A 13,052-nucleotide genomic window follows, 5' to 3' on the forward strand; every position below is an offset into this window, starting at 1 on the left:
GCACCGAGCAAACTTGACCCTCTCGGGCTGACCCCGTATAACATTCATTCAAACTTTACGGGAGACAGTATGTCGGTCAAACATCCAATTATTGCGGTTACCGGTTCCTCTGGTGCTGGTACCACTACCACTGGGCAAGCGTTGCGGCATATTCTTAGAGCGCAAACCATTACCGCCGCATGGGTCGAGGGTGACAGTTTTCACCGGTACTCGCGCCCGGAAATGGATGTAGCGATACGCAAAGCACAAGAACAAGGTAAGCACATCAGTTATTTTGGTGCCGATGCTAATGACTTTGATCGCCTAGAGGCGCTGTTTAGCGAATACGGCAGTAGTGGTCAAGGCGAGGTGCGGCGTTACCTGCACAGCTTCGATGAGGCTGTTCCTTACCATCAAATGCCCGGCACCTTTACACCGTGGGAACAACTTCATGAAGGCACTGACTTATTAGTCTATGAGGGGCTTCACGGCGGCGTACAGACAGCCCAACATGATGTTGCCAAGCATGTTGATCTGTTGATTGGCATGGTTCCGATTGTCAACTTAGAGTGGATTCAGAAATTGTTGCGCGATACCGCCGAGCGTGGACACAGTCGCGAGGCAGTGACCGCAAGCATTGTACGCAGCATGGAAGACTACATTCATTACATCGTGCCGCAATTTTCGCGTACCCATATTAACTTCCAGCGGGTGCCGACGGTCGATACCTCGAATCCGTTTAGCGCCAAAGATATCCCATCGCTTGATGAAAGTTTCGTGGTGATTCGTTTTCGTGGCATGCGCAACGTCAACTTCCCGTACTATTTACAAATGATTGACGGTTCGTTCATGTCGCGCATGAACACGCTGGTGGTGCCCGGCGGCAAGATGGTGTTCGCAATGGAGCTAATTCTAGCGCCGCTGATCGAAGAAATGATGTTCGCCAAGCAACATGGCGGCAAGCCGGCGTGGCTAAAAAACTAAGCTTCGTTGTTCTTCAGCCAGCGACCTTGCCATTCTGCGCCGCGGTCTTGCGCCAATAGCGGCGTTAAGAAGTTCATGATAGGTGCCACTTGGTGCAACACGCCGTACAGCGGATTAATCATGAGCATGCCACAGCCATTCATACGGGTGGTGTCAGTCGCACCTTTGGCAAGAAAATCAATAGCATAAGCTTTTTCGACTAGCGGCATGTCGCTGATACGCTGGTGGAACTCACCAATCTTAAGCGGGTCTTTAATCGGATACCACACTACATAAGTACCTGTCGCCCAACGTTTTAGACCGTCGTGCAAGGCGCGCTCAATTTGTTCGAATTCGTCGGTTTGCTCAAATGGGGGATCAATCAGTACCAAACCGCGCTTAATCGGCGGCGGGGTCAGTGCCTTGAGTGCGGCATAGCCGTCGTCGGCATGCACTTGGATTTGCCCACGTGCCGGAAAATCTTGTTTGACGTTTGCGCGTAATGCTTCGGCATCTTGCGGATGCAACTCGCATAACGTCAACTGGTCGCGCGCACGCAGTTGCAATGCCGCCAAATAAGGTGAACCGGGGTACCAACGGAGTGTTTGATCCGTATTTAACTGACGCACTGCGGCAAAGTATCCGCTGATTGCAGAAGGACACTCCGCTGCGGCTAAAACTTTCGCAATACCTTGCTGCCACTCACCAGTCTTCTGCGCTTGCTCGCCGGTCAAGTCATACATACCGAGTCCGGCGTGAGTATCAAGCGACCAGAATGGCTTCTCTTTTTGCTGCAAATACGACAAACACGCCCATTGAATGGCGTGTTTGACAACGTCGGCAAAATTGCCGGCATGGTAGCTGTGGCGGTAGTTCACTTACGCAGCCTGCTCAATCGCAAAGCTATGGGTGATGGTCACTGCAGCTTCGAGCATCTTGGCAACCGAGCAGTATTTTTCCGCCGATAATTGCACCGCGCGTTCGACATGCTTTTCGGCGACGTCATGTCCGGTAACCACGAAGTGCAAATGAATGCTGGTATAAACCGCAGGCACGGCGTCAGCGCGCTCACCCTTCACTTCGCAACGACACCCCGTTACCTGCTGTCGCGCTTTTTCGAGAATGCTCACCACGTCGACTGAAGAACATGCACCGGCAGCGGCGAGTACCATTTCCATGGGTGATGCTCCTGCGGTTTTATTGCCATCGAGGGTCACACTATGACCGGTGCCGCTGGTCGCGGTGAACACCAAGTCGTGTTGCCATTCCACAGTTGCTTGCATTGCTGCTGCCATGTGCTGTTCTCCGTTTGCTTAGTTTTTATTAAAGTGTAAACCCGGTGCTAACTTTTCTGGCAACACCGCATGCTCCGCTTCGACTGAGGCTACAGGGTATGCGCAATAGTCCGCCGCATAGTAAGCGCTCGCACGGTGGTTGCCGCTCGCGCCAATGCCACCAAAGGGTGCTGCACTGCTCGCACCAGTGGTTGGGCGGTTCCAGTTCACGATACCGGCCCGAATACGTTTGAAGAAGTAGCGATACGTTGCTTCATCATCGCACAACATGCCTGCGGATAATCCGAAAGACGTATTATTTGCTTCGTTGATTGCGGCGTCAAAGTCAGTGTAGCGATAGACTTTAAGTAACGGGCCGAAATGCTCAATGTCTGGCATTTCTTCAACGTTAGTGACGTCCAAAATACCTGGCGTCACAAAACCTAAGTTGTGGTCCTTTTGCTGCATACGCAGCAATACTTTCGCACCCGCATCCGCTAAGTCATTCTGCGCTTGTACCATTTGACTCGCTGCTTTTGCCGAAATCATCGCGCCCATAAATGGCTGCGGATCGGCAGCATAGTCACCAACTTCGATTTGTGCTGCAACTTCAAGTAAGCGCGCCATAATCGCATCGCCGTTTTCGCTACGCTCGATGAATAACCGACGCGCACAAGTACAGCGCTGACCGGTAGTGATAAACGCCGATTGCACAATGTCGTGCACCGCAGCATCGACATCTTTAACGTCTTTCACGATCAACGGGTTATTACCGCCCATTTCGAGCGCTAGAATCTTATCTGGATGACCGGCAAATTGCTTGTGCAGGACATGCCCGGTACCTGATGAGCCAGTAAAGAACAGACCATCAATTTGTGGATGTGAAGACAATGACTTACCTGTTTCAACCAAGCCCTGCACCAAGTTCAACACGCCTGCTGGCAAGCCAGCTTGTTGCCACATTTTAACTGTGTACTCTGCGACCTTCGGCGTCATTTCACTCGGTTTAAACACCACGGTGTTACCGGCAATCAGCGACGGCACGATGTGACCGTTCGGCAAGTGACCCGGGAAGTTATACGGGCCATAAACGCTGACGACACCATGTGGTTTATGGCGAATAAAGGCTTTGCCCGCTGGCATTTGGTTCTCAACGGTGCCAGTGCGCTCGTGGTAGGCGCGCTCAGAAATCGCGACTTTACCAACCATAGCGCCGACTTCAGTTAAGGTTTCCCAAATCGGTTTGCCAGTTTCTTGGGCAATGATTTCAGCAAATTCTTGCTTGTTCGCTTCCAACAGTTCGGCAAATTTCTTACAAATAGCCAGGCGCTCTTCGACTTCTTTGTCAGCCCAAGCAACAAAGGCTTCACGTGCTGCCATCACCGCAGCATCCACCTGTTGTGGCGAGGCGCTGCGGCCTTCCCATACCACCTCGTTACGAGCTGGATCGATCGACTTAAAACTATCTCCTTCACCAGCGACCCACTGGCCACCGATAAATAAATTCTGTTCTGACATACTAAGCTCCTTGGGTTATCAAGCTAACAAGCTAGAGTGCTACAAATCGTGCTGCATCACCTGCTTCTAGGCGCAGCGCGGTAGCGGCTTCAGGGCTAATCAAAAGATAATCTGCATGGACTTCGGCTGGTGCTTGGCCAGCACGGAAGTCTGCGACACGCGTATTCATGATGATATGGCGCGCGGCTTGGTCATTTGGCTTACCAATTCGAATGGGTAAGCGCTGACTTTCACGAACACTTTTTATGTTCGCAACTTCTACTTCGACGGTCGGGCCAGCGTCAAAAATATCGACGTAGCCACGAAAGCGAAAGCCTTCGTTTTCAAGCATACGCAGCGCTGGCCGAGTATTCTCGTGGACTTGCCCAATCACTGCTTGTGCTTCGGGGTCGAGCATTTTCACGTAGAGCGGAAACTGCGGCATCAACTCGGCGACAAAGGCTTTTTCACCGATCCCGGTAAGGTAGTCGGCTTGATTGAAGTCCATATTGAAAAAGTACTTTTCGAGCCAATGCCAAAATGGCGAATCGCCATTTTCGTCAGACACACCGCGCATTTCTGCAATCGCAAATTGACTAAAGCGGTCGCGGAATTCAGCCATAAACAGCATACGAAAACGCGATAACACACGGCCATTTTGGTTCTTGCGGAAAGGTTCACGCAAAAACAGCGTGCACAGCTCACTCACGCCAGTGTAGTCATTGCACAGGGTCAAGGTCTCAAGCGCGTTGTATACGTCGAGGCTCTTCGAATGATGCACGACTTTGCCAAGACGATAGTGATAAAAGGCTTCGGTTAAACCGACTGCGGCTTCAATACCGCTGCAACCAACGACTTCGCCGGTGGTGGTGTCTTCCATAACGAATAAGTAGCCTTCTTCGCCGGGCTCACTAACGTGTTCACGAGCGAAAGCTTCTTGCGCACGGGCAATGCGACGTCGCAGTAAGGCCTCGTCGACTGGCAACGAGGTGAACCCGTAGCCAGATTCGACTGCGCAAGTATAAAGCGCCGCATAATCCTGCGGCGTGATCGGACGTACCACTAACATAGGGACTCCGTGAGCTTAGCCGACGAGCTTCGCGATCGCCTTCTCAAAGCGCGCTAAACCTTCGTTGACGTCCGCTTCAGGAATAATCAACGATGGCGTGAAGCGAATCACGTTCGGGCCGGCAACCAAGACCATGACGCCTTCATCAGCACCAGCATTAAGGAAATCACGCGCTTTGCCAGCATATGCATCGGTCAGTTCAGCACCGATAAGGCAACCTTGGCCACGAATATCTTTGAAAATATTGTAACGTTCGTTGATTTCAGCCAGTTTGCCTTTGAACAGTTCTTCACGGTGTTTTACACCGTTCAACACTTCGTCGGTATGCACTACGTCAAACACCGCTTCAGCAACGGCACAAGCTAACGGGTTACCACCGTAAGTACTGCCATGGGTACCTGGCTTCAAGTGCTCAGCGATTTCAGCAGTGGTCAGCATCGCGCCGATCGGGAAGCCACCACCGAGTGATTTGGCCGAAGCCAAGATATCAGGGGTTACGCCTGTTTGCTGGTACGCATAGAGGCTGCCCGTACGACCAAAGCCGGTTTGAACTTCATCAAACACGAGCAATGCGTTGTATTTGTCGCACAACTCACGTACGCCCTTAACGAATTCTGCGTCAGGGCTGATAACGCCACCTTCACCCTGCAATGGTTCCATCATCACCGCACAAGTTTTGTCTGACATTTTTGCTTCAAGCGCTGCTAAATCGTTGTAATCCACGTGCTCAACCGCACCTGGTTTAGGTCCAAAACCATCTGAGTAGGCTGGCTGACCACCAACGGTTACGGTAAAGAAGGTACGACCATGGAAGCCTTTGGTGAACGCAATGATTTCGTTTTTCTCGGCACCAAACTTATCGAGTGCCCAACGGCGCGCAAGCTTCAAAGCTGCTTCGTTGGCTTCGGCGCCTGAGTTGGCAAAGTAAACGCGATCGGCAAAGGTCGCTTCAGTCAGCTTTTTCGCTAAACGAATAGCAGGCTCGTTGGTAAACACGTTACTTAAGTGCCAGAGTTTATTACCTTGCTCGGTCAACGCCTTGACCATAGCTGGGTGACAGTGACCCAAACAGTTCACCGCAATACCGCCAGCAAAGTCGATGTACTCCACACCTTCTTGGTCCCATACGCGTGAACCTTCACCTTTCACGGGCACCATTTTTGCTGGGTTGTAGTTTGGCACCATCACTTCGTCAAAGGTGGCGCGGGTCACTTTCATTTGGTCTGCCATAAATTCCTCTCAATTCGATTCAATTACGGATAATTAAAGTGGTCATATTATTGCAGAAAAAACCGCCGCTGTCGTGCCTGCAGCTAAGAAAAATCAAGGAGTTCAGGGTTTTGGCTTAAGCTTGCGCTTTGCTTGCATAAGTATGCAGCAGAAAATTCTGAAAAACCGCATGGCCATGCTCAGTTTCGATAGCTTCGGGATGATATTGCACCCCCCAAAGCGGCAATTCATGGTGATGCATCGCCATAATTTCGCGCTCACCGTCGTCGTTGGTCGTCCACGCATCCACCTGCAAGCATGCCGGCATGGATTCAGGAGCAAGCACTAAGGAGTGATAACGTGCCACGCGAAATGCCTTCGGTAACCCCTGCATTAAACCGGTGTTGTGGTGACTAATTACTGAGGTTTTACCATGCATGACGCGCTGCGCACGCACCACTTGTGCGCCAAACACCTGACCTATCGCTTGATGCCCTAAGCACACCCCGAGAATGGGTAATTTACCGGCAAAATGACGAATCACGTCAAGGCTAATGCCAGCCTCATTTGGGGTACAAGGCCCAGGCGAAATCACAATGCCAGAAAGTTGCAACTGCTCGATTTCCACCAAGCTCATCGCGTCGTTGCGAATCACTTTCACCGGCGCATCGAGTTCGCGAAAATAACGCACAACGTTGTGCGTGAACGAATCGTAGTTATCGATCATCAATAGCATTAGAGGGCTCGAATAAAGGCTGTAAATTCACTGGCAGGCATCGGCTTGGCAAGCAGATAACCTTGTAGATAGTGGCAACCAAGACGCTTCAGCTCTGCCGCTTGCGCCTCGGATTCAACGCCTTCAGCAAGAGTTTCCATGCCGAATATATCTGCCGTTGCAATGATGGTTTTTACTATCGCGTGGTCGGACGGATTGTTGAGCATTTCGCGCGTAAAGCTCATATCAATTTTGAGTAAGTCGGCACGCATTTTCTTCAAATAGTTCAATGACGAATGGCCCACGCCAAAATCGTCAATAGCGATACGGAATCCTAGCTCTTGCAGCTCGCGACAGGTGTCGATGGCTTGTTCTGGATTTTGCATTAAAGCAGTTTCGGTGATTTCTAATTCGAAACGCTCAGCGCCAAGCCCAGTGACGGCAACCTTTTGTTTAATCCATTGCAGCAATTGCGGTCGTTCCAAGTCTTGCACTGATAAATTGATCGCAAAACGATGCGGAATATGAAGACCTTGATCTCGCCACGCAATCATTTGCTGCAGTAACTTTTCCACCACGGCTTCAGTGAGTGCTCCAATTAAACCGCGCTCTTCGGCAAGTGGAATAAATTCGCAGGGCGACACCTGACCGAAAATATCATCGTACCAACGACACAAAACCTCTACGCCGCAATAATTCCTATCCGCATCAAATTGCGGCTGATAATGCAATTCTAGCTCTCCCAAACTAATCGCTCGTTGCAATCGTTCGCTCATCTCGAAACGGCGCACATAGCGCTCACTCATTTCTTGATGAAACACCGCAAAGCTTTGCCGTTTGGCTTTCGCCTCATGCATCGCCAAGTCAGCTTGGCGCCAGAGTTTATCAGCATTTGCTTCGCTTGCTTTGGTATGCGCAAGTCCAGCCTTTAAATGTACATGAAACTCGGCCCGCCCAATTCGAATAGGCTGGGTGACAACCTTTATGTAAGTGATGATGCGCGCATGAATATCGCTTTTAAAACTGCAGGTCACAGCAAATTCATCGCCGCCAATACGAGCCACAAAACTTGCTGGCGGGGCGGCACTTGCGATGCGTTTGGCTACTTCTTGAAGAATCTTATCGCCAGTCTCATGCCCTGCGCTTTCATTGAATTCTTTGAAGCCATCGATGTCGAGTACTAGCACCGCTACTTGCTCGTTCTTCGCGGTCGCGACAATGCGCTGCTCAAGCTGACCAAAAAACGCCGTACGATTCGCGATTCCGGTAAGCTGGTCATGTGCGGACAAATAAGCAATCCGTTGTGCCTGCTCTTTCACTTCGGTGATATCAGCATACACAATGATCACGCCACCAGTAGGTAACGGTGCCGCGCTGACGGTCAGCCATGCCATGCCCTGACGATGGCGAACCTGCATAATTTGGTTTTCGACCACGCGCTGCTCGCGCAATGCGATGGCACTCGCATAGTGCTCCGGTTGTAAATGTTGCCCCAAAGCGTCAAGAATTTCCCACTGACTGTCGTGGATAGTCGCGCTCAGATGCTGATCTTTGGAAAGTCGGAGAATGCGCTCGGCGGCAGGGTTAGCATCGATGATTTGGCCGGCTTCGTCAGCTATCGACACGCCGACCGGTGCCAACTCGTAAATAGTTTGCCAACGCTCATAATGCGCACGTAAAAAATGGATGTCGGCAAGCTGGTAGGCGGTTGCCGTTTTCGGGAAGTCAGTCACCACTCACTACCTCGTTATACTGATGTAAAACACTATAACGAGGTAGCCAGTAAGCGACAAGTTATTTAACCTCGGGTCAACTACGGACGCGGCACAAAGCCAATGACGTCATAGACTTTACGCAATGTTTCCGCAGCATATTCGCTCGCTTGGTCAGCACCTTTAGCCATTACCTGGTTTAAGTAATCCATATTGTTGCGGTACTCAGCGTAGCGCTGCTGAATCGGTTCCAGCATTGCGACCACGGCGTCAGCGGTATCGGTTTTCAGGTGACCGTACATTTTATCTTCATATGCAGGCACCAGTTCGGTAATCGACTTGCCGGTTGCCGCTGACAAGATCGATAGCAAGTTAGAAACGCCTGGCTTCTCTTCGGTATCGAAGTAGATGCGCGCCTGCTCGTCGGAATCCGTCACTGCACGCTTGAGTTTCTTGCTGATTTTCTTCGGGTCTTCCAATAAGCCGATAAAGTTGTTCGGATTATCGTCCGACTTCGACATTTTCTTCAGTGGATCTTGCAGGCTCATCACGCGTGCACCCACAGCCGGAATAAACGGATCTGGAATGGTAAAGACATCACCATAAATGTTGTTAAAGCGGGTAGCGACGTCACGGGCCAATTCCAAATGCTGTTTTTGGTCGTTACCAACCGGCACTTCATTCGCTTGATACAACAAAATATCGGCCGCCATCAGCGCTGGATAGGTGAACAATCCGGCATTTACGTTGTTGGCGTGGCGGTCTGACTTATCTTTAAACTGGGTCATCCGGTTGAGCTCACCCATCTGCGTATAGCAATTAAGGATCCACGCCAACTGTGCGTGCTCACCAACGTGCGATTGCACAAAGATCACGCTTTTATCAGGGTCTAAACCACAGGCCATGTAGAGCGCTAAACCATCGAGGGTTGCACTGCGAAGTTGTGCTGGGTCCTGCCGCACCGTAATGGCGTGCAAATCAACCAGCATAAAGCGACAGTCGTGCGTGCTTTGCATCTTCACCCACTGCCGTAATGCGCCAATGTAATTGCCAATAGAAAGTTGCCCTGACGGCTGACAGCCGCTTAATACAATAGGTTTGCTCATGTTACTTTCGCTTCTTACTGCGTATCCAAAAATTAATTCACGCTTGCCAATTGCGCACGCATATCGGCGATGACTTTTGCGTAATCGGGTTGATTAAAAATGGCTGAGCCGGCGACAAACATATCCGCACCAGCTGCTGCTATTTCGGCGATATTGTCGGTTTTTACGCCACCGTCAATCTCCAAACGAATCGGTAGGCCACTGGCATCGATACGTGCTCTAGCTTCGCGCAGTTTATCCAGTGTTGCTGGAATAAATTGCTGGCCACCAAAGCCTGGGTTCACCGACATCAATAAAATGACATCCACTTTGTCCATCACGTAATCAAGGTAATGCAGCGGCGTTGCTGGATTAAACACCAAACCTGCTTGACAGCCATGATCACGAATTTGTTGCAGACAACGGTCAATATGGGTCGCCGCTTCAGGATGAAAAGTAATAATCGAGGCACCGGCATTGGCGAACTCATCGATCATCCGCTCGACCGGATTGACCATCAAATGCACATCAATTGGCGCTTTGATACCATAGTCACGTAGCGCTTTACAGACCATTGGACCAATGGTCAAATTCGGCACAAAGTGATTGTCCATAACATCGAAATGCACCACGTCAGCGCCAGCTGCGAGTACCTTCTCAACTTCTTCACCTAAACGGGCAAAGTCGGCTGAAAGAATGGAGGGAGCGATCAAATAATCTGCCACAAAAATGTCCTCAATACGCATCGGCTAAAAAAGTCGCAATAGTGTAGCAGAATGGGTTAGCGCTTGGCAGTCAAAAAAATCCGCTTAACAGCTTGGCAACATATGCCAAAACCTGCTAAATTGTACGTAATTTACGCAAGCCGTCGAGCGACTCACTATGAATGCAAAGACTCAGCACAAGTTAACCCCGCACAAGAAAGCTGTTTCCGGCTTTATTGCCGCTGGTTTATTGCTGTCTGTTGCACTCATCAACACCGATGGCCAACAAGCCATCGCTGCAAGTGAAGTCGAATGCGTGAAAATGTTAGAAAATACTGAAAAGCCTTCAGCAGCTCAGCAATGTGCAGTGCAGCGCGCGGCAGAGCAAGAGCTATCTTGGAGTAATTGGTTGTTTGGTGGTAGCCGTTCAACTCAGTTTCATTTCCTTGATCTTTTCGAATTGCTCTTTGGTGGCAAAGAGCAACCGACTCAAGACTACGGTAGCAACCGTAAAGTCAGCCTTTAATCGCAACGGGTCGGTTGATGACCAGCGATAGCAAACCTAATTTCTTTAGTGTGATTATCAGCGTCCTTGCTGCGCTTTTTGGTGTGCAAACCGAAGAGAATCGGCAACGCGACTTCGCGAAAGGGCGTCCGCTGGTCTACATTGCCGTGGGAATTGTCTTTATCGTGTTGTTTGTTGTCAGCTTACTGTTGATCGTCAATTGGGTGCTGCCTTAAACAGCACCCGCCTGCTCTTGTGAAGTGATACCAGAGTGGCGCAATAGCGCATCTACTTGCGGCTCACGACCACGAAACGCTTTGAATAAATCCATCGCTTCACGCGAACCACCGCGCTCCAGAATTGCTTCGAGAAAATCTTGGCCGACCGAACGGTTAAAGATGCCTTCTTCTTCAAAGCGGCTGTAGGCATCAGCTGATAACACTTCTGCCCACTTGTAACTGTAATAGCCAGCCGCGTAACCACCGGCAAAAATATGCCCGAAACTATGCTGGAAACGGTTATAGCTTGGCGGCTTGCGCACTGCGACTTGCTCACGAACCTGATCGAGAATGGCTTGAATTTGATCGCCTTGCGCTGGATCGTAATCACGATGAATGCGTAAATCGAACAAGCTAAACTCAAGCTGCCGCACCATTTGCATGGCGGACTGGAAGTTACGCGCTGCGAGCATATTGTTGAGCATGTTTTCCGGTAGGGGTTCACCGGTTTGATAGTGCCCTGAGATAAGCGCTAAGGCTTGTGGTTCCCAACACCAGTTCTCGAGAAACTGCGACGGCAACTCAACGGCATCCCATGCCACACCATTAATGCCCGATACCCCAGCAACATCGACTTTGGTTAGCATATGATGCAAGCCATGACCGAATTCATGGAATAACGTCAGCACTTCGTCATGGGTAAACAGCGCCGGTTTATCACCCACGGGCTTGTTAAAATTGCAGGTTAGATAGGCAACTGGCAACTGTAGGCTTTGTTTGCTGGTGATACGCCGTACTGCACATTCCGCCATCCACGCACCGCCACGCTTGCCATTACGCGCATACAAATCTAAGAAAAAGCTGCCACGCACGTCGTCATTGCTATCGCGGATAACAAAATAGCGCACATTTTCATGATAGCTTGATGGCGTTGGCTGCTCATCGACACGCATGCCAAACAGCTGTTCGACCACGCTAAACAAGCCCTTAAGAACTTGCTGTTCCGGGAAGTAAGGACGCAACTCTTCATCGGAAATGGCGTACTTCTGTTGCTTGAGTTTTTCGCTGTAATAAGCGACATCCCAGGCTTCAAGCTCGCCAACACCGTATTCTTGTTTAGCAAATTCGAGTACTTCAGCAAAGTCGGCGTGGGCTTGCGGCAACGAGCGACGCGCTAAATCTTCAAGGAAGCTTTCGACCTGCGCAGCTGATTCAGCCATTTTAGTGGCGAGGCTAAACTCTGCATAGTTCGCAAAACCCAACAACTGCGCCAATTCGTGACGCAACGCTAAAGTTTCCGCCATCACCGCCGAGTTATCAAACTGACCTGCTTGTGGTCCTTGCTCCGATGCACGTGTGGTAAACGCTTGATACAGCGTCTTACGCAGCTCAGCGTTATCGGCATAAGTCATAACCGGCAAATAACTTGGAATCGATAAACCGAAGCGCCAACCCTGTTGATCATTTTCAACCGCCGCTGCGGCGGCTGCCTCGATTGCACTCTCAGGCAAACCCGCCAACTGCGCTTCGTCTGTTACTAAATAGTGCCAGCTATCGGTAGCATCCAGTAAATGATTGCTGAAGGTCGAGGCGAGTTCTGACAAACGCGTTTGGATTTCGGCGTAGCGCTGCTTCTGTGCATCTGGCAATGCAATACCTGATAGCTCAAAATCACGTAAGGTATCGGTCACCACTTTCTGTTGTGCTTCGCTCAAACCGGTAAACTCAGCACTTTCATGTAAGGCTTTAAATGCTTTAAAGAGCCCTTCGTGTTGACCCACATAGGTACCGTACTCACTTAACAGTGGCAAACAAGCATCGTGCGCCTCGCGCAAACTGTCGGAACTCATTACCGAATTGAGGTGTGACACCGGTGACCAACTGCGTTCTAGCAAGTCGTCAACCTCTTCGAGTGGTGCCACCAACCCTTGCCAAGTGAATTCGCCCGTCTTGATCACCTGCTCAATCGTGGTTTTGCAGTCGGCAATGCGCTGCTCGATGGCCGGCACAATGTGCTCGGGTTTGATGTCAGCAAATGGCGGTAAATGGTACTCGCTTAACAAAGGGTTTTGACTCATGCGACGTCCTCTTGAATAATGCGCTGTGTAACTACTTTACAGAA

General features: G+C 50.4%; 13 protein-coding genes. 3 read left to right on the plus strand and 10 right to left on the minus strand.

Going from position 1 to position 13,052, the window contains the following annotated elements; translation table 11 throughout:
• Window positions 1-69: 69 nt before the first annotated feature.
• A complete protein-coding gene (locus ACJ8W9_RS09840; RefSeq protein WP_411360967.1) occupies window positions 70-963 on the plus strand; it encodes a phosphoribulokinase in 894 nt (297 codons plus the stop codon).
• On the opposite strand, the gene ACJ8W9_RS09845 is transcribed toward ACJ8W9_RS09840, so the two are convergent.
• The 9 genes from ACJ8W9_RS09845 to rpe all read right to left on the minus strand — a co-directional run bounded on the left by ACJ8W9_RS09845 (window position 960) and on the right by rpe (window position 10,228).
• Entirely contained in the window at window positions 960-1,820 is an 861-nt protein-coding gene (locus ACJ8W9_RS09845; protein WP_411360968.1) for a 23S rRNA (adenine(2030)-N(6))-methyltransferase RlmJ, read from the minus strand. The genes ACJ8W9_RS09840 and ACJ8W9_RS09845 overlap by 4 nt on opposite strands.
• Window positions 1,821-2,225, minus strand: coding sequence for an OsmC family protein (locus tag ACJ8W9_RS09850; RefSeq protein WP_034731151.1), 405 nt, complete (start codon window positions 2,223-2,225; stop codon window positions 1,821-1,823).
• Window positions 2,226-2,255: 30 nt separating this feature from the next.
• Window positions 2,256-3,734, minus strand: a complete 1,479-nt coding sequence (gene astD / locus ACJ8W9_RS09855) for a succinylglutamate-semialdehyde dehydrogenase (protein ID WP_411360969.1) — start codon at window positions 3,732-3,734, stop codon at window positions 2,256-2,258.
• Window positions 3,735-3,765: 31 nt separating this feature from the next.
• A complete protein-coding gene (gene astA / locus ACJ8W9_RS09860; RefSeq protein ID WP_411360970.1) occupies window positions 3,766-4,782 on the minus strand; it encodes an arginine N-succinyltransferase in 1,017 nt (338 codons plus the stop codon).
• 15 nt (window positions 4,783-4,797) lie between these two features.
• The gene (locus ACJ8W9_RS09865) at window positions 4,798-6,000 is read right to left on the minus strand and encodes an aspartate aminotransferase family protein (RefSeq protein ID WP_411361135.1); all 1,203 of its coding nucleotides are present in this window, start codon (window positions 5,998-6,000) and stop codon (window positions 4,798-4,800) included.
• Between the two features lie 127 nt (window positions 6,001-6,127).
• Window positions 6,128-6,727, minus strand: a complete 600-nt coding sequence (locus tag ACJ8W9_RS09870; RefSeq protein WP_411359591.1) for an anthranilate synthase component II — start codon at window positions 6,725-6,727, stop codon at window positions 6,128-6,130.
• Window positions 6,727-8,442, minus strand: coding sequence for a putative bifunctional diguanylate cyclase/phosphodiesterase (locus tag ACJ8W9_RS09875; protein ID WP_411359590.1), 1,716 nt, complete (start codon window positions 8,440-8,442; stop codon window positions 6,727-6,729). The genes ACJ8W9_RS09870 and ACJ8W9_RS09875 overlap by 1 nt, the downstream gene beginning before the upstream one ends.
• A 77-nt stretch (window positions 8,443-8,519) precedes the next feature.
• Entirely contained in the window at window positions 8,520-9,524 is a 1,005-nt protein-coding gene (trpS, locus tag ACJ8W9_RS09880) for a tryptophan--tRNA ligase (RefSeq protein WP_411359589.1), read from the minus strand.
• Between the two features lie 32 nt (window positions 9,525-9,556).
• A complete protein-coding gene (gene rpe / locus ACJ8W9_RS09885) occupies window positions 9,557-10,228 on the minus strand; it encodes a ribulose-phosphate 3-epimerase (protein WP_156099478.1) in 672 nt (223 codons plus the stop codon).
• Between the two features lie 157 nt (window positions 10,229-10,385).
• Here rpe and ACJ8W9_RS09890 point away from each other — a divergent pair, with 157 nt between their 5' ends.
• Together ACJ8W9_RS09890 and ACJ8W9_RS09895 are read left to right on the plus strand one after the other, a co-directional pair.
• Entirely contained in the window at window positions 10,386-10,733 is a 348-nt protein-coding gene (locus tag ACJ8W9_RS09890) for a hypothetical protein (RefSeq protein WP_411359587.1), read from the plus strand.
• 17 nt (window positions 10,734-10,750) lie between these two features.
• Window positions 10,751-10,948, plus strand: coding sequence for a DUF2970 domain-containing protein (locus ACJ8W9_RS09895; RefSeq protein ID WP_034731006.1), 198 nt, complete (start codon window positions 10,751-10,753; stop codon window positions 10,946-10,948).
• On the opposite strand, the gene prlC is transcribed toward ACJ8W9_RS09895, so the two are convergent.
• The gene (prlC, locus tag ACJ8W9_RS09900) at window positions 10,945-13,008 is read right to left on the minus strand and encodes an oligopeptidase A (RefSeq protein WP_411360971.1); all 2,064 of its coding nucleotides are present in this window, start codon (window positions 13,006-13,008) and stop codon (window positions 10,945-10,947) included. The genes ACJ8W9_RS09895 and prlC overlap by 4 nt on opposite strands.
• Window positions 13,009-13,052: the final 44 nt, after the last annotated feature.

This window comes from Pseudidiomarina salilacus (genome assembly GCF_047323925.1).
GTDB classification, from domain to species: domain Bacteria; phylum Pseudomonadota; class Gammaproteobacteria; order Enterobacterales; family Alteromonadaceae; genus Pseudidiomarina; species Pseudidiomarina salilacus.

Excerpts from the sequence above, each read along its gene's own strand:
- ACJ8W9_RS09890 (WP_411359587.1), top strand. The coding sequence starts at position 10,386 with ATGAATGCAAAGACTCAGCACAAGTTAACCCCGCACAAGAAAGCTGTT.
- prlC (WP_411360971.1), bottom strand. The coding sequence starts at position 13,008 with ATGAGTCAAAACCCTTTGTTAAGCGAGTACCATTTACCGCCATTTGCT.
- ACJ8W9_RS09850 (WP_034731151.1), bottom strand. The coding sequence starts at position 2,225 with ATGCAAGCAACTGTGGAATGGCAACACGACTTGGTGTTCACCGCGACC.
- trpS (WP_411359589.1), bottom strand. The coding sequence starts at position 9,524 with ATGAGCAAACCTATTGTATTAAGCGGCTGTCAGCCGTCAGGGCAACTT.
- ACJ8W9_RS09895 (WP_034731006.1), top strand. The coding sequence starts at position 10,751 with ATGACCAGCGATAGCAAACCTAATTTCTTTAGTGTGATTATCAGCGTC.
- ACJ8W9_RS09870 (WP_411359591.1), bottom strand. The coding sequence starts at position 6,727 with ATGCTATTGATGATCGATAACTACGATTCGTTCACGCACAACGTTGTG.
- ACJ8W9_RS09865 (WP_411361135.1), bottom strand. The coding sequence starts at position 6,000 with ATGAAAGTGACCCGCGCCACCTTTGACGAAGTGATGGTGCCAAACTAC.
- astA (WP_411360970.1), bottom strand. The coding sequence starts at position 4,782 with ATGTTAGTGGTACGTCCGATCACGCCGCAGGATTATGCGGCGCTTTAT.
- astD (WP_411360969.1), bottom strand. The coding sequence starts at position 3,734 with ATGTCAGAACAGAATTTATTTATCGGTGGCCAGTGGGTCGCTGGTGAA.
- ACJ8W9_RS09840 (WP_411360967.1), top strand. The coding sequence starts at position 70 with ATGTCGGTCAAACATCCAATTATTGCGGTTACCGGTTCCTCTGGTGCT.